Raw genomic sequence first — 17,696 nt, 5'->3', positions numbered from 1 at the left:
CACCCGCCGCGGAGCCCGCCGACGCCCCGGTGCGCACCGGCTACGCGGGCATGACGCCCTCGATGCGCGACAGGCTGAAGGTCCGTTCGGCGCCCCGCAGGTGGCACCAGTCCTCCAGGAACGGCGGATCGAGCACGAGGCGGCTCAGACCCGCACGGTGCGTTCCCCCGAGGCGGCGACGTACTCGACGCTGACGGCCGATCCCTCGGAGATGGCATGGGCCAGCTGGCGGACGTCGCTGTACGTGAGCTGCTCCGTGTAGCCGGCCGTGATCTCCTCTCCTCGCCAGCCGCCGCGTCACGGCCGGGCCCGTGCGGCCAGCGGGACGATCCGCGCCGGGTCGCCGTGGTGCTCGCTCAGGGCGGCGAGCCGCTGCCGCCTGGTGGCGGGCGGCTTGACGCCCAACGCCACCAGCATCGCGCGCAGTTCGTCGGACGGGCTGTCGACCAGCAGCTCATCCAGCGGCAGGTCCAGCCCCAGTGGGGTCTCCCAGGCCCGCCGCAGCGGTGCGGCCGACCGGAGGTTCCCCTCGTCGTCCGGCCAGACGAGCGCGTGGTCCGCCAGCTCCCCCACCGTCCGCGGCTCCGGCGGGGCCGTCGCGTCCTTCCGGGCCGCGAGTACGCGCGCCAGCCGCGGCCCGTCGAGTCGGTACAGCCACGCCGCCAATGTGGATCCGGACACCACGCAGAACCCCTCCCCCGACCAAGTCCGCCCGGCGCCGCCCCCAACGCGTCGGCACCGCCCGCCCCCACGATGACGCACCGCCCCGCCCCCGCGCCCCGCTCCACGGCAGGTTCCACCTCACGGGGCACCCCCGCACCTGGACAACGCAGAAGGCCCCGGCCGGTTTCCCGGTCGGGGCCTTCAAGTGCCCGGTGAGGCACTGGCGGAGGATACGAGATTCGAACTCGTGAGGGGTTGCCCCCAACACGCTTTCCAAGCGTGCGCCCTAGGCCACTAGGCGAATCCTCCGCCGCAAACAATACAAGACGTTGAGGGGTGCTCGCGAACACGATCCGGATCACCCGTCCCGGGGTCCTCCCCGATCGGGTCGCGGGTGGATCCGGGTTCGGGGTCGGGTCGATTCCGGGGGCCGGGATCGGCTAGGGTGGGGCCAGCCCCTCACGTGGCGCTATCTCACCCAACTCCCCCAGGGCCGGAAGGCAGCAAGGGTAAGTGGGCTCTGGCGGGTGCGTGGGGGGCGCTTTGCGTTCCGGGACGGGTCCGGGGGCGTCGGCGGGCCGCCGTTGTCGGCGGGCCCGGATAACCTCGTAGACGTGTCGTCCCTTGCGCTGTACCGCCGCTACCGCCCCGAGTCGTTCGCCGAGGTCATCGGGCAGGAGCATGTCACTGTCCCGCTGATGCAGGCCCTGCGGAACAACCGGGTCAATCACGCGTACCTGTTCAGCGGTCCGCGCGGATGCGGGAAGACGACCAGCGCGCGCATCCTGGCCAGGTGCCTGAACTGCGAGAAGGGCCCCACCCCCGACCCGTGCGGGGAGTGCCAGTCCTGCCGCGACCTCGCCAGGAACGGCCCGGGTTCGATCGACGTCATCGAGATCGACGCCGCCTCGCACGGTGGTGTGGACGATGCCCGTGACCTGCGGGAAAAGGCCTTCTTCGGCCCCGCGTCGAGCCGCTACAAGATCTACATCATCGACGAGGCCCACATGGTCACCTCGGCGGGCTTCAACGCCCTCCTGAAGGTGGTCGAGGAGCCGCCGGAGCACCTCAAGTTCATCTTCGCGACCACCGAGCCCGAGAAGGTCATCGGGACCATCCGCTCCCGGACCCACCACTACCCGTTCCGGCTGGTGCCGCCCGGCACCCTGCGGGACTACCTGGGCGAGGTCTGCGGCCGCGAGGGCGCCACCGTCGAGGACGGCGTGCTGCCGCTCGTCGTGCGCGCCGGCGCCGGCTCGGTGCGTGACTCCATGTCCGTCATGGACCAGCTGCTGGCCGGCGCCGCCGATGACGGTGTGACGTACGCCATGGCGACCTCCCTGCTCGGGTACACCGAGGCGTCGCTCCTCGACTCCGTCATCGACGCCTTCGCCGCCGGGGACGGGGCCGCCGCCTTCGAGGTCGTGGACCGGGTGGTGGAGGGCGGCAACGACCCCCGCCGCTTCGTCGCCGACCTGCTGGAGCGGCTGCGCGACCTGGTGATCCTGGCCGCCGTGCCCGACGCCGGGGAGAAGGGGCTCATCGACGCCCCGGCCGACGTCGTGGAGCGGATGCAGGCCCAGGCGTCCGTGTTCGGGGCCGCCGAACTGTCGCGCGCCGCCGACCTGGTCAACACCGGGCTCACCGAGATGCGCGGCGCGACCTCGCCGCGGCTCCAGCTGGAGCTCATCTGCGCCCGGGTGCTGCTGCCCGCCGCCTTCGACGACGAACGCTCCTTCCAGGCCCGCCTCGACCGGCTGGAGCGCAGCGGACCCCCGGCCGGCGCCGCCGCCGCCTTCGCGGCCCCGCCCGCCATGGCCTACGTACCGTCCCCCGAGGCGCACGGCATGGCCCCGGCCGGCCCCGGCGGGGGCGTCGCCGCCGCGCGCGCCGCCGTACGGGCCGACGAGGCTCCCGCTCCGGCCGCTCCCGCCCCGGCTCCCGTGCAGTCCGCGCCGCCCGCCCAGGCCCCCGCGGCCCCGCCCGCCCCGGCGCCCGCTCCCGCTCCCGCCCCCGGCGCCTGGCCCGGCGCCGCGCAGCCCGGCAGCGGTACGCCCGGAGCCTGGCCCGGAGCCGCCGCCACCCCGCCGGCGGCCCCCGCGGCCCCCGCCGCGCCGGCCGCCCCCGCCGCCGGAGCCTGGCCCAGCGCCGCCGCCCCCGGCAGCGGGACCCCGGCCCCCGCACCGGCCCCCACCGCCACCGCCGCCCCGCAGGCATCCGCGCCCGCCGCCGCCGCGCCCTCCCCGGGCATGGCCGCCGGGGCCGGCCAGGTCCAGGCGATGTGGCCCGGGATCCTGGAGGCCGTCAAGAACCGGCGCCGTTTCACCTGGATCCTGCTCAGCCAGAACGCCCAGGTCACCGGCTTCGACGGGACCACCCTCCAGCTCGGCTTCCCCAACCCCGGCGCCCGCGACAACTTCGCCAGCAGCGGCAGCGAGGACGTCCTCAAGGCGGTTCTCGCCGAGCAGTTCCAGGTCAACTGGAAGATCGACGCCGTCGTCGGCCACGGCGGCGGCCCGGGCGGCGCCGCCCCCGTGGCGCAGGCTTCCTACGCGGCCCCGCCCGCCCCGGCCCACAACCCGCCGCCGCCCCCGCAGCCGCCCCAGGCGTCCGCTCCGCAGCAGCAGTACCAGCAGCCGCCGCGCCAGGAACCCCCCGCGCAGCAGCCCCCCGTACAGCAGGCGCCCCCGCCGGTGGCCCCCGAGGACGACGTCGCGGAGGCGGACGACCCCGACCTCGTGGAGAACGCCCTGACCGGACACGACCTGATCGTGCGCGAGCTCGGAGCCACCGTTGTGGAGGAATACACGAATGAGTAGCGCCCCGTAGTTGGGTGGCCGCACGAAACCGGCCGCGCCGTCCGGGCTACCCTGGGCGGCGTGAAGGTCCTCGTCATCGGCGGCGGCGCCCGCGAACATGCCCTGTGCCGCTCTCTGTCCCTCGACCCCGACGTCTCCGCGCTCTACTGCGCCCCCGGCAACGCCGGCATCGCCGAGGTGGCGGAGCTGTTCCCGGTCGACGCCCTCGACGGCGACGCCGTCGCCGCTCTCGCCACCGAACTCGGCGCCGGCCTGGTGGTCGTCGGCCCGGAGGCCCCGCTGGTCGCGGGCGTCGCCGACGCCGTCCGCGCGGCCGGCATCCCCGTCTTCGGCCCGTCCGCGGAAGCGGCCCGGCTGGAGGGGTCCAAGGCCTTCGCGAAGGACGTCATGGCCGCCGCCGGGGTCCCGACCGCCCGCAGCTACGTGTGCACCACCCCGGAAGAGGTGGACGAGGCCCTCGACGCCTTCGGCCCGCCCTACGTCGTCAAGGACGACGGCCTCGCGGCCGGCAAGGGCGTCGTGGTGACCGAGGACCTGGCCGCGGCCCGCGCCCACGCGCTGGCCTGCGACCGCGTCGTCATCGAGGAGTTCCTCGACGGCCCCGAGGTCTCCCTCTTCGCCATCACCGACGGCGTCACCGTGCTGCCGCTCCAGCCCGCGCAGGACTTCAAGCGCGCGCTCGACGGCGACGAGGGCCCCAACACCGGCGGCATGGGCGCGTACTCCCCGCTCCCGTGGGCCGACCCGAAGCTGGTCGACGAGGTCATGGAGCTGGTCCTGCAGCCCACCGTCGACGAACTCCGCCACCGCGGCACCCCCTTCTCCGGCCTCCTCTACGCCGGTCTCGCCATCACCAGCCGCGGCACCCGGGTCATCGAGTTCAACGCCCGCTTCGGCGACCCCGAGACCCAGGTGGTCCTCGCCCGGCTCCGCACCCCGCTCGCGGGCGTGCTGCTGGGCGCCGCCAACGGCACCCTGCACGCCGAGCCCCCGCTCACCTGGCGCGACGAGGCGGCCATCACGGTCGTCATCGCCTCGCACAACTACCCCGGGACCCCCCGCACCGGGGACCCGATCGAGGGCCTGGCCGAGGTGGCCGAGCAGGACGCCCCCGACGCCTACGTGCTGCACGCCGGGACCCGGCGCGAGGGCGAAGCCGTCGTCAGCGCGGGCGGCCGCGTGCTGTCGGTGACGGCGACCGGTTCCGATCTGGCGCAGGCCCGCGAGAAGGCGTATAAGGCCGTCGCGCGCATCCGGCTTGACGGCTCGCAGCACCGTACGGACATTGCGGCCAAGGCAGCCGAAGGCCGCTGACCAGCACGGCAGTGGCGAGGCGGGCCCGGCGCGCAGGACATGCGCACCGGGCCCGCGCGCACGTCCGCGTGCGACTGCATCCAGCCGCGTTCGAACGCACCCACCTTTGCCCAAAGCCATTCCATCGGGTGATCGTCACCCGGACCGCCTGACGTCCGCCCCCGCCCCAACTAGGGTGCGGCGCAAGCATTCCGGCACATGGCCCACCGGCATTGCGATGTCAGTGGCGGGTGTCACAGTGGGGGAGTGAGCTACGCCGCCGCAGGGCAGAGGGGGTGAGGTCCGGCCGTGTCCGGAACCGGTTCGATCGCAGAAGTGGGCGCGCCCTCCGCGCGTTCACGGGCCCTCGCCGTGCTGCGGGTCCGCAGCAGGGCGCTGGCCGCCGTACTGCTGCCCGCCGCCCTCGCGGTGGTGCTGGTGACCGCCCGGATGACGGGCCGGCTGGCCGGGGACCCCTGGCCCGTGGTGACCCTGGCCGTCTGCGCGGTCGCCGCGCTGGTGCTGCTGGCGGGCGGGGCCTTCGCCGCGGTGGTGCTGCGGGCGAGCCCCGCCGTGACGCCGACGGTGCCCCTCTCGGAAGCCGCCGCGCCCGACCTCTACCGGCTGGTGCGGGACCTGGCCGACCGGATGGACGTGCCCGCGCCCTCGGCCATAGCCCTCACCCCGGACTGTGACAGCTGGCTGGAGGACCGTACGCACGCGGCCCACCGCCGGGGCGCCATATCCGCCGGGCCGGAGACCGAGCCGGGCGCGGCACCGGTCCTGGTGATCGGCTCGCCGTTCCTGTGGTGGATGCGCGTCGCCGAACTCCGCGCCGTACTCGCCCCGGTCGTCGCCGGTACGGGCCCCTCCGCGCACCCGGACATAGCCGACGCGCGCGGCTTCGTCCGCGGGCTCGACGCCGCGGTGGACGTGGGCGGCCGCCCCGGCCTCGGCTGGATCGCCGCTCCGGCCCGGCTGCTGCTGCGGCTGTGCCGGACGGACGCCGCCGAGATGGAACGCGGCGTGGCCGCGGCCGCCTCGGACCGTGCACAGGGTGTGGACTACGGGCTGCGCATCGTCGCCCAGGAACAGGTCGGCCTCGCCTACGCGGGCTGGGACCGGCTGCTGACCCGTGTCGCCCTGCCCGCCTGGCGCATGGGCCGCTGGCCGGCGCACCTCGACGCCGGGGTGGTGTCCGCGCTGACCGAGCTGTCCCGCCGGGACCGGCTCGCCGACGGCTTCACCTCGCGCCTCGGCGAGCGCCCCGCCTGCGACCTGCTGGAGCAGCCCGGCGCGGTCGACGAGGCCGCCTCGCTGCTGGCAGCCCGGCTCTTCCACGGCGGCCCCGCCGAGACCGGCCCGGACTGGTCGCCGGTGGACTGGGCGGCGTACCCGGAGGAAGTCGTGGACCGCAAGTGGCGTACGGAGGCGGCCCGGCTGCACGCCGCCCTGGACGCACTGGCCGTCCCCGCGGGCCCCCCGTCGCCCGCACCGGCCCCGAACCCCGCCGACCCGGCACCCGCCGGCGCGCCCGGCGCGCCCGGCCCCACGAGCGCCGCCGGCTCCACCGCAGCCACGGCCGCCCGCACCGGCTCCGCCAACCCCGCCTCCGCCCGGAGCGCCCCGGCCGCCTACGCCTCCGCGTCCGCGTCCGGCCCGAAGGCATCCGCTCCGGCAGCCCCGGCCACGCTGCCCCCGGCCGTCCCCGCCGGGGACGTCTTCGCCGGCCCCACCCTGGAACGGGTCCTGGCCCACCTGACCGACCCGGCCGGCGACTGCGCGGCCGCCGAGGCCCTCGCCGGGCGCCTCAGCGGCGACCTGGCCCGCGAGGAGCACGCCGCGGGCACCCGCGCGGGTTCCGGCAAGACCCGGGGCGCCGACACGATGCCGCTGTTCCCGCTCCAGCCCCCGCGCAGCGGCCGGGACCTGCTCGCCGACCACGTCACGGCGCTCGTCTGCTGCGCCGCGGTGGACTCGGCCGGGGCCGGCCCCGGCCTGGACTGGCTGGACGGCCCCGTCCTGCTGGTCGGCGGCGAGCGCCGCGCCGACCTCGCGCCCCGGGTGCTGTCCCTCGTGGAGGACGGTGACCCGGAGCCCCTGCGCGACTGGCTCGCGGAGCTCGGCGTACGCCCGGAGAAGCCCGTCCGCCTGGTCTGACCGGCCGGCGAGGGCCCGGGCGGGCCCCCGCACGCCCGCCCGAAGCGGGGGCTGGCCTTCCACTCCCGTTCCGGCCACGTCAATTCACGACGAACGGTGACGGAGTGCGTGCGTAATGTGATGTGCTGGGACCGGTGGCGGCAGGGTGTCCGAAAGCTGTCGGCCACGGAAGCGAATTCGGAAGCGTTCGGGGGAGCGAGGGAGGGGAGCGGAATGGGTGCGGACCAGATCCGGCGTTGGGAGTCAGGTGCGCTCGCGCACGCGGTGAACGACCCCTTCGGACAGGGCCCCCTGCCCTGGTTCCGGGGCAGCGAGCTCTACTTCGACGACACCGGCCAGGTCGTGCCCTGGTACGTCGACCCGGCGGTCGCCGCCGGCCAGATCCCGCGCGCCCGCACCGGCGGCCCCCGTACCGCCGACGACGTGCACCGCCAGATCAAGGGGTTCGCCTCCACCGGCGCCGTCTCCCCCGGCGAGGCGATCGACTTCCACATCACGGTCGACCCGCCCCAGCAGTTCTCGGTCGACGTCTACCGGATCGGCCACTACGGCGGCGACGGCGCCTCCAAGATCACCACCAGCCCACGGCTGTCGGGGATCGTCCAGCCGCCCCCGCTCACCGCCGACCGCACGGTCTCCTGCCACCACTGGTGGCTTTCGTGGCGGCTCCAGGTCCCCTCGTACTGGACCGTCGGGGCCTACGTCGCCGTCCTCACCACCGCCGACGGCTACCGCTCCCACATCCCCTTCACCGTCCGCGACGACCACCCCGCCGACCTCCTGCTGCTGCTCCCCGACATCACCTGGCAGGCCTACAACCTCTACCCCGAGGACGGCCGTACCGGCGCCAGCCTCTACCACGCCTGGGACGAGGACGGCCGGCTGCTCGGCGAGCGGGACGCCGCCGTCACCGTCTCCTTCGACCGCCCGTACGCGGGCGCCGGCCTGCCCCTGCACGTCGGCCACGCCTACGACTTCATCCGCTGGGCCGAGCGCTACGGCTACGACCTCGCCTACGCTGACACCGCCGACCTGCACGCGGGCCGCATCGACCCCACCCGCTACCGCGGCCTCGTCTTCCCCGGCCACGACGAGTACTGGTCGGCCCCCATGCGCCGCACCGTCGAACGGGCCCGCGACCACGGCACCTCCCTCGTCTTCCTCTCCGCCAACACCATGTACTGGCAGGTCGAACTGGGCCCCTCCCCCTCCGGAGTGCCCGACCGCCTCCTCACCTGCCGAAAACGCCGCGGCCCCGGCCGCCCCAGCCTCTGGCGCGAGGTCGACCGCCCCGAGCAGCAGCTGCTCGGCATCCAGTACGCGGGCCGCGTCCCCGAACCCGCCCCCCTGATCGTCCGCAACGCCACGCACTGGCTCTGGGACTCCACCGGAGCCGCCGAGAACGACGAGCTCGACGGCCTCGTGGCGGGCGAGGCCGACCGGTACTTCCCGCGCACCCAGCTCCCCGAGCACCAGGACCGGATCCTGCTCGCGCACTCCCCGTACCTGGACAGCGAGGGAGCCAAGCGCCACCAGGAGACCTCCCTCTACCGGGCACCGAGCGGGGCACTGGTCTTCGCCTCCGGCACCTTCGCCTGGTCCCCCGCCCTGGACCGCCCCGGCCACGTCGACGAGCGGGTCCAGCGGGCGACCGCGAACCTCCTCGACCGGATCTGCAAGCGCGACTGAGGGGCCCGCGGCACCCCCTGGGCCGGGCACGGGGCCCCGTACGGGAGAATGAGTACGCGCTCGTACAGAACCACAGGGAGACCCCGTGTCCGGATTCGTCGAAAAGCCCGAGCCGGTCCAGGTGCCCGGCCTCGTCCACCTCCACACCGGCAAGGTCCGCGACCTCTACCGCGACGAGGACGGCCGGCTCGTCATGGTCGCCAGCGACCGCATGTCCGCCTTCGACTGGGTGCTGCCCACCGAGATCCCGGACAAGGGCCGCGTCCTGACCCAGCTGTCCCTGTGGTGGTTCGACCAGCTCGCGGACCTCGTCCCGAACCACGTCATCAGCACCGACCTCCCCGCCGGCGCCCCCGCCGACTGGGCCGGCCGCACCCTGATCTGCCAGAACCTCGACATGGTCCCCGTCGAGTGCGTGGCCCGCGGCTACCTCACCGGCTCCGGCCTCGCCGAGTACAAGGAGACCCGTACGGTCTGCGGACTCGGCCTCCCCGAGGGCCTCGTCGACGGCTCCGAACTGCCCGCCCCGATCTTCACCCCGGCCGCCAAGGCCGCCGTCGGCGAGCACGACGAGAACGTCTCCTACGAGGAGGTCGCCCGCACCACCGGCCCCGAGACGGCGGCGCTGCTGCGCCAGGCCACCCTGGCCGTCTACGGGCGCGCCCGGGACATCGCCCGCGAGCGCGGCATCATCCTCGCGGACACCAAGTTCGAGTTCGGCTTCGACGGGGACGGCACGCTCGTCGCCGCCGACGAGGTCCTCACCCCGGACTCCTCCCGCTTCTGGCCCGCCGACCAGTGGGAGCCGGGCCGCACCCAGCCCTCCTTCGACAAGCAGTACGTCCGCAACTGGCTGTCCTCCCCGGCCTCCGGCTGGGACCCCAAGGGCGAACTCCCGCCGCCCGCGCTGCCGCAGGACGTCGTCGAGCAGACCCGCGCCAAGTACGTCGAGGCGTACGAGCGGCTCACCGGCCAGACCTGGTCCTGAGGAACGACGAAGGCCCCGATCGGTGATCGGGGCCTTCGTCTTCTGAGCGGACAACGCGACTCGAACGCGCGACATCCACCTTGGCAAGGTGGTGCTCTACCAACTGAGCTATGTCCGCCTGTGCGCCGTAGCGCGAGGACAACTATACCCAACCCCGCTGGCGTGCGAGACGCACCGCCGTGTGCCGGTTCTCGGCCCCCAGCTTCGTCGCCGCCGAGGACAGGTAGTTCCGGACGGTCCCCTGCGACAGCGAGGCCCGTTCCGCGATCTCCGCGATCGGCGCCCCGTCCGCCGCGAGCTCCAGGACCTCCGCCTCCCGGGCGGTCAGCGGCGAGTCCCCCGCGCTGATCGCGTCGGCCGCCAACTCCGGGTCCACGTAACGGCCTCCGCCGTGCACGGTCCGGATCAGCTCGGCCAGCCGCTGTGCCGACACCGTCTTCGGAGCGAAGGCCCGCACCCCGGCGGCCAGGGCCCGCTTCAGGTGACCCGGACGCCCGTGGCTGGTCACGATCATGGTCTTGCAGTCGGGGAGTTCCGTCCGCAGCGATGTGGCCACACTCACACCGTCCGCGCCCGGCATCTGGAGGTCCAGGACCGCCACGTCCGGCCGGTGCGCGCGCGCCATCGCCAGCGCCTCCGGCCCCGAGGCCGCCTCCGCGACGACCACCAGATCGTCCTCCAGGGCCAGCAGCGCGGCCAGCGCGCCCCGGATCAGGTGCTCGTCGTCCGCCAGCAGTACTCGTACGGGATTCACGCCCGCGCCTCCACTCGTCGCAGTCCAGGACCGGGGACCTCGGCGCGCAGCCGGAACCGGCCGCCGTCCGCCGGCCCGGCCAGCAGGGTTCCGTCCACGGCCGCCAGCCGCTCCCGCAGCCCGGCGAGCCCGGATCCGGGCGGCCCGGCCGGGGCGTCGGGCGCCCCGTCGTTCTCCACCAGCAGCGTCACCGTGCCCGAGTCCCGCGGCGCCGTCAGCCGGATCAGGCAGCTGCGCGCGTCCCCGTGCCGCAGGACGTTCGTGGTCGCCTCCCGGACCACCCAGCCCAGCGCCGACTGCACCTCGGCCGGCAGGCTCCGCCCATCCGCGTCGAACTCGACGCGGCAGTCCATCCCGGCCGCGCTCAGCACCCCGCGCGCGCCCTCCAGCTCCACCGCGAGATCCGCCTCCCGGTAACCGCGCACGACGTCGCGGACCTCCCGCTGCGACTCGCGGGCGATCCGCTGCACCTCGATCATCTGGTCCACCGCCTCCGGGCGCTCCCGCCGCGCCAGCTGTACCGCGAGCTCGCTCTTGAGGGCGATCACCGCCAGGTTGCGGCCCATCACGTCGTGCAGGTCCCGCCCGAACCGCAGCCGTTCCTCGGCGACGGCCAGCTGCGCCTGGAGCTCGCGCGCGTGGTCCAGCTCGTACACGGTCTTCAGCAGCCACCCGGAGAACCCGCAGGCCATGGTCAGCAGCAGCGTGATGAACAGCAGCCCCACCCCGAGCCCGGCGGCCTCCCCCACGGGCCGTCCGGCGGCCAGGGCCAGACTCGTCAGCGCGGCCGTCGCGACCGGGGTGACCAGCGCCATGTGCCGGACCTTGCGCAGGGCCAGCGTCAGCGAGCCGGACGCGAAACCCGCCAGGTTGATCACGAGCATCGGGGCGACGTTCTCGTTGGGGAGGTCCCCGCTCGTCCGCAGGACCAGCACCGCCAGACAGACCGCGGACGTGACCGCCACCATCGCCACCGCGAGCCGCACCGGCCGCTCCCGCCGGCCCAGTACCCAGTCCAGCGCCCGGGAGGACAGCAGCCCGCACAGCCCGATCTGCGCGACCAGCGGCGGCACCAGCGCGGCGGTGACGGCCCCGCCGCCCGCCGGCACCAGTCCGATGAGGACGGCGAGGCTCTCGATCAGCACGAAGGAGTGGAAGGACCACCGCGTGTACAGCTCGATCTTCCCCGCGCTGCTGCGGTTCCTCCACCATCCGGTCAGCTTCGACACGTCGTTCCCACGTCCCCCGGTCGTGCGCCAGGTCCCCTGGTCGAAGGAGCTAGCGGCGCGGTTCCCAGCGGAACCACCGCTGGACAGCAAACACCGTCACCATGATCCAGGCCAGCGTGGTGACCGCGGCCGTCAGCATCTCCCCGCCCTCGACGCCGCCGCTCCAGCCGGCCCGGACGAGGGTCATCACGCCGCTGAGCGGCAGCAGTTCGCACACCGAGGCCACTGCGTCCGGCAGCGAGTCCAGCGGCAGGAACAGCCCCGACCCGAGCGCCGTGATCAGGAACAGCGGCAGCGTCGTGATCCCGGCGGTCTCCACGTTGCGGGTGACGACGCTGGTCGCGGCGGCCATCCCGGCGAGCAGCGGCAGCGCCGCGAGCACGGCCGCGGCCAGCAGCAGCGGGTTGGCCGGCAGGGGCGCGCCGAGGGCGGCCGCCCCGGCCAGGGCGAGGACGGTGATCTGCGCGAGGGCGATGACGGCGGCGGGCAGCGCGGTCCCGACGAGGATCTCCAGGTCACCGGCCTCACCGGTGCGCAGCCGCTTCAGGACGAGTTCCTCGCGCCGGGCGACGTAGGCGGAGACCAGGTTCATGTAGACGACGAGGACGAGCACCATGCCGATGCCGCCGGTCAGCGTGGCCTCGGCCACCGAGCCCACGGTGTCCTCGTCGAGCGAAGAACGCAGGACGAAGACCATCATCAGCGGCATGAGCAGGGCCACGCTCAGCGCGGCGCGGTTGCGCACGAGCAGCGTCAGCTCGGAGCGGCCGAGCGCCGCCAGCCGGCCGGGGTTCAGGGTCAGCGTGCTCATCGGTTCCCCGCCATCTCGTCGTTGCCGATGCTGATCTCGCCGCCGTGGTCCGCGGCGGCCTCGCGCCGGCTGCGCGCGATGTCCAGGAAGGCCTCCTCCAGGGAGGCGGAGCGGGCGTCCAGCCCGGCCAGTTCCACCCCGGTTTCCTCGGCCCACCGCAGCAGTTCGCCGAGCGACTGCTGGATGCGGTCCGTACGGATCTCCACGTGGGGCCCGTCCGCCGCCGCGCGCAGCCCCAGCGGCAGCCGCCCGGCGGGCACCCCGTCGGGCAGGGTGAAGCGGATCCGGGAGGGCCGGGTCGCGGTCACCTCGGCGGGGGTGCCGGTCAGGACGAGTTCCCCCTCGTGCAGGATCGCCAGGCGGTCCGCGAGGGCCTCGGCCTCCTCCAGGTAGTGCGTGGTCAGCAGCACCGTGGTGCCCTGCGCCCGCAGTTCCCGTACGAGGGCCCAGGTGTCCCGGCGCCCCTCCGGGTCCATGCCGGTGGTGGGCTCGTCCAGGAACAGCACCTCGGGCCGCCCGAGCAGGGCCAGCGCCAGGTCGAGCCGCCGCCGCTCGCCCCCGGACAGCTGCTTGACCCGTACGGAGGACCGCCCGCCCAGGCCGACCAGCTCCAGCACTTCCCCGGCCGGGCGGGCACCGGAGGTGACCCCGCTCCACATCCGGACGGTCTCGGCGACCGACAGGTCCGAGGGGAAGCCGCCCTCCTGGAGCATGACGCCGGTCCGCGGCCGGACCTCGGCCCGCCGGGCGTACGGGTCCAGGCCGAAGACGCGGACCTGCCCGCCGGTCGGCGCGGTCAGCCCCTCCAGGAGTTCCACCGTGGAGGTCTTGCCCGCCCCGTTGGTGCCGAGCAGCGCGAAGATCTCGCCGCGCGCCACGGAGAAGGAGACGCCCCGTACGGCCTCGAACCCGCCGGCGTAGCCGCGGCGCAGTCCCTCTGCCCGGATCACTGTGTCGGTCATGTCCCCAGCCTCGCGGCGCCCGGACCGGCCGGTCAGTGCGCGCTGTCATCGCCCCGGATGACATTTGTCATCGGAGGTGACCTGTGACACACAGCGGGAAGACGGGGGAAAGTGGTGTGACGGCATACGACGAAGGCCCCGATCAATGATCGGGGCCTTCGTTCGCTGAGCGGACGACGCGACTCGAACGCGCGACATCCACCTTGGCAAGGTGGTGCTCTACCAACTGAGCTACGTCCGCATGCTTGCACGGCACGAGTGCCGTGTGCTGCGAGCATCACTCTACCTGATCCACAACCGTGGCCGTCAAAGCGATGCAGAGCGGGTGACAGGGATTGCACACTGCGCCTCCCCCCTGGAAGGGGGGTGTTCTGCTACTGAACTACACCCGCACGACTTCGGGTTCCGGCCTTCCGGCTGGCCCCTCGGCGTGATCCACACACTAGCCGATCGGTGGGGGTGGTTGGCAAATCCGCTCTCAGTGGGCTGCGTTGTAGGCCTCGTAGACGCGCTTGGGGATGCGCCCCCGGGGCGGCACGTCGTGCTGGTTGGCCCGGGCCCAGGCCCGCACGACCGCCGGGTCCGGGGCGACCGCTGTGTGACGGAACACCTTCCCCGAACGGGACTGGCGGCGGCCGGCGGCCACGAAGGGGGCCAGGCCCTTCCGCAGTTTCTTTGCGTTGGCCACATTGAGGTCGATCTCGTACGACTTACCGTCCAGAGCGAACACGACCGTTTCCACCGCTTCTCCACCGTCGAGGTCGTCGGAGAGCGTGACTACTACGCGCTGCGCCACGGATATCGGTCCCTTCGTGCGCGGTCACCACTCGCTGACGTGCGGTGATGTCGCGTCTGTGGATGTTTCGGTGGAATGCATCAAACCGCCGGAATCCCGGCTGATTCCTTTGTACCGCGATTCTCATTGAATTGCGAAGCCCAGTTAATTCTCCCCGCGTGTCCCACCGCAATGCCGGGCGCGTGGTTTTCCGGTGGATTTTGCGAAGCGTTGGTGAAGCCGAAACGGCGGGGTGTCGGAGGGCTTCCGATATCTACCCGCGTAGAAATTTCGGCCGGGTACGCTGAGGGAACCGCCTTCGCACCAACCACCACACGGGAGTGCCAGTGGCACGCGTCGTAGTCGACGTCATGCTCAAGCCGGAGATCCTCGACCCCCAGGGCCAGGCGGTGCAGCGTGCACTGCCGCGTCTGGGCTTCGATGGGATCGCCGACGTCCGCCAGGGGAAGCGTTTCGAACTGGAGGTGGAGGGACCGGTCGACCAGGCCGCCCTCGACCGCATCCACAAGATGGCCGAAACCTTCCTCGCCAACACCGTCATCGAAGACTTCACCGTGAAGGTCGAGGCCTGAGGGTGACCACTCGCATCGGAGTCGTCACGTTCCCCGGAACGCTCGACGACCGTGACTCGCTGCGCGCCGTCCGCCTCGCGGGGGCCGAGCCGGTCTCGCTGTGGCACCGCGACAAGGACCTGCACCAGGTCGACGCGGTCGTCCTCGCGGGCGGCTTCTCCTACGGGGACTACCTGCGCGCCGGGGCCATCTCCCGCTTCTCGCCGGTGATGGAGACCATCATCGAGCAGGCCAAGGGCGGCATGCCCGTCCTCGGCATCTGCAACGGCTTCCAGGTCCTCACCGAGGCCCACCTGCTGCCGGGGGCGATGCTCCGCAACAACCACCTCCACTTCATCTGCCGCGACCAGAAGCTGCGGGTGGAGAACACGGAGACCGCGTGGACCGGCGACTACACCGCCGGCCAGGAGATCTCCGTACCGCTCAAGAACATGGACGGCCGGTACGTCGCCGACGAGCGCGTGCTCGACGAACTGGAGGCCGAAGGCCGAGTGGCCTTCCGCTACGTGGTCGGCGGCGACGCCGCTGACGGCTCCGGCAACCCGAACGGTTCGCTGCGCGACATCGCCGGCGTCACCAACGCCGCGGGCAACGTCGTCGGGCTCATGCCCCACCCCGAGCACGCGGTCGAGCCGCTGATCGGGACGGGCCGCACCGACGGCCTCCCGTTCTTCACCTCGGTCCTGAAGAAGCTGGTCAGCGCATGAGCCTCGACACCGTCAAGAACGCCACCGAGACCCCGGACGCGGCACAGCCCTGGCAGGAACTCGGCCTCAAGGAGGACGAGTACGCCCGGATCCGCGAGATCCTCGGCCGCCGCCCCACGGGCGCCGAGCTCGCCATGTACTCGGTCATGTGGTCCGAGCACTGCTCGTACAAGAGCAGCAAGGTCCACCTGAAGCAGTTCGGCGAGAAGGTCCCGCAGAACGACGCCATGCTCGTCGGCATCGGCGAGAACGCCGGCGTCGTCGACGTGGGCCAGGGCTACGCGGTCACCTTCAAGGTCGAGTCGCACAACCACCCGTCGTACATCGAGCCCTACCAGGGCGCGGCCACGGGCATCGGCGGCATCGTCCGCGACATCCTCGCGATGGGCGCCCGCCCCGTCGCCGTCGTGGACCCGCTGCGCTTCGGCGCGGCCGACCACCCCGACACCAGGCGCGTCCTGCCGGGCGTCGTCGCCGGCATCGGCGGCTACGGCAACTGCCTGGGCCTGCCCAACATCGGCGGCGAGGTCGTCTTCGACGCCTGCTACCAGGGCAACCCCCTCGTGAACGCCGGCTGCATCGGCGTCATGAAGCACGAGGACATCCACCTCGCCAAGGCCTCCGGCCCCGGCAACAAGGTCATCCTCTACGGCGCCCGCACCGGCGGCGACGGCATCGGCGGCGTCTCGGTCCTCGCGTCCGAGACCTTCGACGACACCAAGCCGACCAAGCGTCCGGCGGTCCAGGTCGGCGACCCCTTCCAGGAGAAGCTCCTCATCGAGTGCACCCTGGAGATCTTCAAGGAGAAGCTGGTCGCGGGCATCCAGGACCTCGGCGGCGCCGGGCTCTCCTGCGCGACGAGCGAGCTGGCCTCCGCCGGTTCCGGCGGCATGCGCGTCGAGCTGGACACCGTCCCGCTGCGCGACGCGACGCTCTCGCCCGAGGAGATCCTCATGAGCGAGTCGCAGGAGCGCATGTGCGCGATCGTGGAGCCGCAGTACGTCGAGCGCTTCATGGAGATCTGCGAGAAGTGGGACGTCATCGCCACCGTCATCGGTGAGGTGACCGAAGGCGAGCGCCTGGAGATCTTCTGGCACGGCGAGCAGATCGTGGACGTGCCCCCGGGCACCGTCGCCCACGAGGGCCCCGTCTACCACCGCCCCTACGCGCGCCCCTCCTGGCAGGACGCGCTCCAGGCGGACGACGCCGGCCGGCTGCCCCGCCCGCAGACCTCCGAGGAGCTCCGCGCGCAGGTCCTGGCGCTGGTCTCGTCGCCGAACCAGGCGTCGAAGTCCTGGGTCACCGACCAGTACGACCGCTTCGTGCAGGGCAACACCGTGCTGTCGCAGCCCGAGGACGCGGGCATGGTCCGCATCGACGAGGAGACCAACCTCGGCGTGGCCATGGCCACCGACGGCAACGGCCGCTTCGCCAAGCTCGACCCCTACACGGGTGCGCAGCTCGCGCTGGCCGAGGCCTACCGCAACGTCGCGGCGACCGGCGCGAAGCCGCTCGCGATCTCCGACTGCCTGAACTTCGGCTCCCCCGAGGACCCGGACGTCATGTGGCAGTTCGCCGAGGCCACCCGCGGCCTCGCCGACGGCTGCCTGGAGCTGGGCACCCCGGTGACCGGCGGCAACGTCTCGCTCTACAACCAGACGGGCGAGACCGCGATCCACCCGACCCCGGTCGTGGCGGTCCTCGGCGTGATCGACGACGTCAACCGCCGTACGCCGATGGCGTTCGCGGAGGCCGGCCAGCTGCTGTACCTGCTGGGCGACACGGCCGAGGAGTTCGGCGGTTCGGCCTGGTCCCAGGTCGTCCACGACCACCTCGGCGGCATGCCGCCCAAGGTGGACCTGGGCCGCGAGAAGCTGCTCGGCGAGATCCTGATCTCCGCCTCGCGCGACGGCATGGTCGACGCCGCGCACGACCTGTCCGACGGCGGCGTCATCCAGGCGCTCACCGAGTCCTGCCTGCGCGGCGGCAACGGCGCGCGCGTCGTGGTGCCGGAGGGCCTGGACGCGTTCACGTTCCTGTTCTCCGAGTCCGCGGGCCGCGCCATCGTCGCCGTCCCGCGCAGCGAGGAGCTCCGCTTCACCGACATGTGCGGTGCGCGGGGCCTGCCGGCCGCCCGGATCGGTGTGGTCGACGGTGACGCGATCGAGGTCCAGGGCGAGTTCACGCTCCCGCTGGCCGAGCTCCGCGAGGCCCACGAGGCGACGATCCCGGCGCTGCTCGCCTGATCCCGCC

General features: G+C 73.2%; 14 protein-coding genes, 4 tRNA genes and 1 other RNA gene. 9 read left to right on the top strand and 10 right to left on the bottom strand.

From position 1 onward, the window contains the following. Nucleotides 1-297: 297 nt before the first annotated feature. Nucleotides 298-681, bottom strand: coding sequence for a hypothetical protein (locus tag AC07B0_RS14130; RefSeq protein ID WP_469377008.1), 384 nt, complete (start codon nt 679-681; stop codon nt 298-300). 203 nt (nt 682-884) lie between these two features. After that, nucleotides 885-972, bottom strand: a tRNA-Ser gene (locus tag AC07B0_RS14125). Nucleotides 973-1,113: 141 nt separating this feature from the next. On the opposite strand from AC07B0_RS14125, the gene ffs reads away from it, so the two are divergent. From ffs to AC07B0_RS14095, 6 genes are all read left to right on the top strand, one after another. After that, nucleotides 1,114-1,212: signal recognition particle sRNA small type (ffs, locus tag AC07B0_RS14120), an RNA gene on the top strand. A 65-nt stretch (nt 1,213-1,277) separates the two neighbouring features. Next, a complete protein-coding gene (locus AC07B0_RS14115) occupies nt 1,278-3,482 on the top strand; it encodes a DNA polymerase III subunit gamma and tau (protein ID WP_469377006.1) in 2,205 nt (734 codons plus the stop codon). 60 nt (nt 3,483-3,542) lie between these two features. After that, a complete protein-coding gene (gene purD / locus AC07B0_RS14110) occupies nt 3,543-4,796 on the top strand; it encodes a phosphoribosylamine--glycine ligase (RefSeq protein WP_478898214.1) in 1,254 nt (417 codons plus the stop codon). A gap of 288 nt (nt 4,797-5,084) precedes the next feature. Next, a complete protein-coding gene (locus tag AC07B0_RS14105; RefSeq protein WP_469377002.1) occupies nt 5,085-6,935 on the top strand; it encodes a M48 family metalloprotease in 1,851 nt (616 codons plus the stop codon). Nucleotides 6,936-7,148: 213 nt separating this feature from the next. Beyond that, nucleotides 7,149-8,624: a N,N-dimethylformamidase beta subunit family domain-containing protein gene (locus AC07B0_RS14100; RefSeq protein ID WP_356881432.1), complete on the top strand. Its 1,476-nt coding sequence runs from the start codon at nt 7,149-7,151 to the stop codon at nt 8,622-8,624. Nucleotides 8,625-8,709: 85 nt separating this feature from the next. Further along, nucleotides 8,710-9,612, top strand: a complete 903-nt coding sequence (locus AC07B0_RS14095; protein WP_356881430.1) for a phosphoribosylaminoimidazolesuccinocarboxamide synthase — start codon at nt 8,710-8,712, stop codon at nt 9,610-9,612. Between the two features lie 45 nt (nt 9,613-9,657). Here the strand turns inward: AC07B0_RS14095 and AC07B0_RS14090 are convergent. The 8 genes from AC07B0_RS14090 to AC07B0_RS14055 form a co-directional block, all read right to left on the bottom strand. Further along, nucleotides 9,658-9,730: transfer RNA gene (locus AC07B0_RS14090), tRNA-Gly, on the bottom strand. Between the two features lie 24 nt (nt 9,731-9,754). Then, nucleotides 9,755-10,366, bottom strand: coding sequence for a response regulator transcription factor (locus tag AC07B0_RS14085; RefSeq protein WP_356881428.1), 612 nt, complete (start codon nt 10,364-10,366; stop codon nt 9,755-9,757). Continuing rightward, nucleotides 10,363-11,595, bottom strand: a complete 1,233-nt coding sequence (locus tag AC07B0_RS14080; protein WP_356881426.1) for a sensor histidine kinase — start codon at nt 11,593-11,595, stop codon at nt 10,363-10,365. Before AC07B0_RS14080 ends, AC07B0_RS14085 begins: the two co-directional genes overlap by 4 nt. A gap of 49 nt (nt 11,596-11,644) precedes the next feature. After that, a complete protein-coding gene (locus AC07B0_RS14075) occupies nt 11,645-12,406 on the bottom strand; it encodes an ABC transporter permease (RefSeq protein WP_356881424.1) in 762 nt (253 codons plus the stop codon). Continuing rightward, nucleotides 12,403-13,368 carry an ABC transporter ATP-binding protein gene (locus AC07B0_RS14070; protein WP_478898211.1) on the bottom strand — a complete coding sequence of 322 codons (966 nt, stop codon included), beginning with the start codon at nt 13,366-13,368 and terminating at the stop codon, nt 12,403-12,405. The genes AC07B0_RS14075 and AC07B0_RS14070 overlap by 4 nt, the downstream gene beginning before the upstream one ends. 168 nt (nt 13,369-13,536) lie before the next feature. Next, nucleotides 13,537-13,609, bottom strand: a tRNA-Gly gene (locus AC07B0_RS14065). Between the two features lie 79 nt (nt 13,610-13,688). Continuing rightward, nucleotides 13,689-13,760 (bottom strand) — tRNA-Gly (locus AC07B0_RS14060). Nucleotides 13,761-13,846: 86 nt separating this feature from the next. Beyond that, entirely contained in the window at nt 13,847-14,164 is a 318-nt protein-coding gene (locus AC07B0_RS14055; RefSeq protein WP_356881420.1) for a histone-like nucleoid-structuring protein Lsr2, read from the bottom strand. A 326-nt stretch (nt 14,165-14,490) separates the two neighbouring features. On the opposite strand from AC07B0_RS14055, the gene purS reads away from it, so the two are divergent. From purS to purL, 3 genes are read left to right on the top strand one after another with little or no spacing between them, the layout of a single operon-like run. Beyond that, complete coding sequence (gene purS, locus AC07B0_RS14050; RefSeq protein WP_042801325.1) at nt 14,491-14,736, top strand: phosphoribosylformylglycinamidine synthase subunit PurS; 246 nt, start codon at nt 14,491-14,493, stop codon at nt 14,734-14,736. A gap of 2 nt (nt 14,737-14,738) precedes the next feature. Further along, nucleotides 14,739-15,443, top strand: a complete 705-nt coding sequence (gene purQ, locus AC07B0_RS14045; RefSeq protein WP_356881418.1) for a phosphoribosylformylglycinamidine synthase subunit PurQ — start codon at nt 14,739-14,741, stop codon at nt 15,441-15,443. Further along, on the top strand, nt 15,440-17,689 hold the full coding sequence (purL, locus tag AC07B0_RS14040) for a phosphoribosylformylglycinamidine synthase subunit PurL (RefSeq protein ID WP_356881416.1): 2,250 nt from the start codon (nt 15,440-15,442) through the stop codon (nt 17,687-17,689). The genes purQ and purL overlap by 4 nt, the downstream gene beginning before the upstream one ends. Nucleotides 17,690-17,696: the final 7 nt, after the last annotated feature.

Source organism: Streptomyces sp. NPDC044704, from assembly GCF_056433525.1.
The sequence above is the reverse complement of the archived record's forward strand: the minus strand, read 5'-3'. Positions and strand labels throughout refer to the sequence as shown.

What these genes read in the sequence shown, in the direction of transcription:
- AC07B0_RS14100 (WP_356881432.1), top strand. Translation starts at nt 7,149, where the DNA reads ATGGGTGCGGACCAGATCCGGCGTTGGGAGTCAGGTGCGCTCGCGCAC.
- AC07B0_RS14075 (WP_356881424.1), bottom strand. Translation starts at nt 12,406, where the DNA reads ATGAGCACGCTGACCCTGAACCCCGGCCGGCTGGCGGCGCTCGGCCGC.
- AC07B0_RS14070 (WP_478898211.1), bottom strand. Translation starts at nt 13,368, where the DNA reads ATGACCGACACAGTGATCCGGGCAGAGGGACTGCGCCGCGGCTACGCC.
- purL (WP_356881416.1), top strand. Translation starts at nt 15,440, where the DNA reads ATGAGCCTCGACACCGTCAAGAACGCCACCGAGACCCCGGACGCGGCA.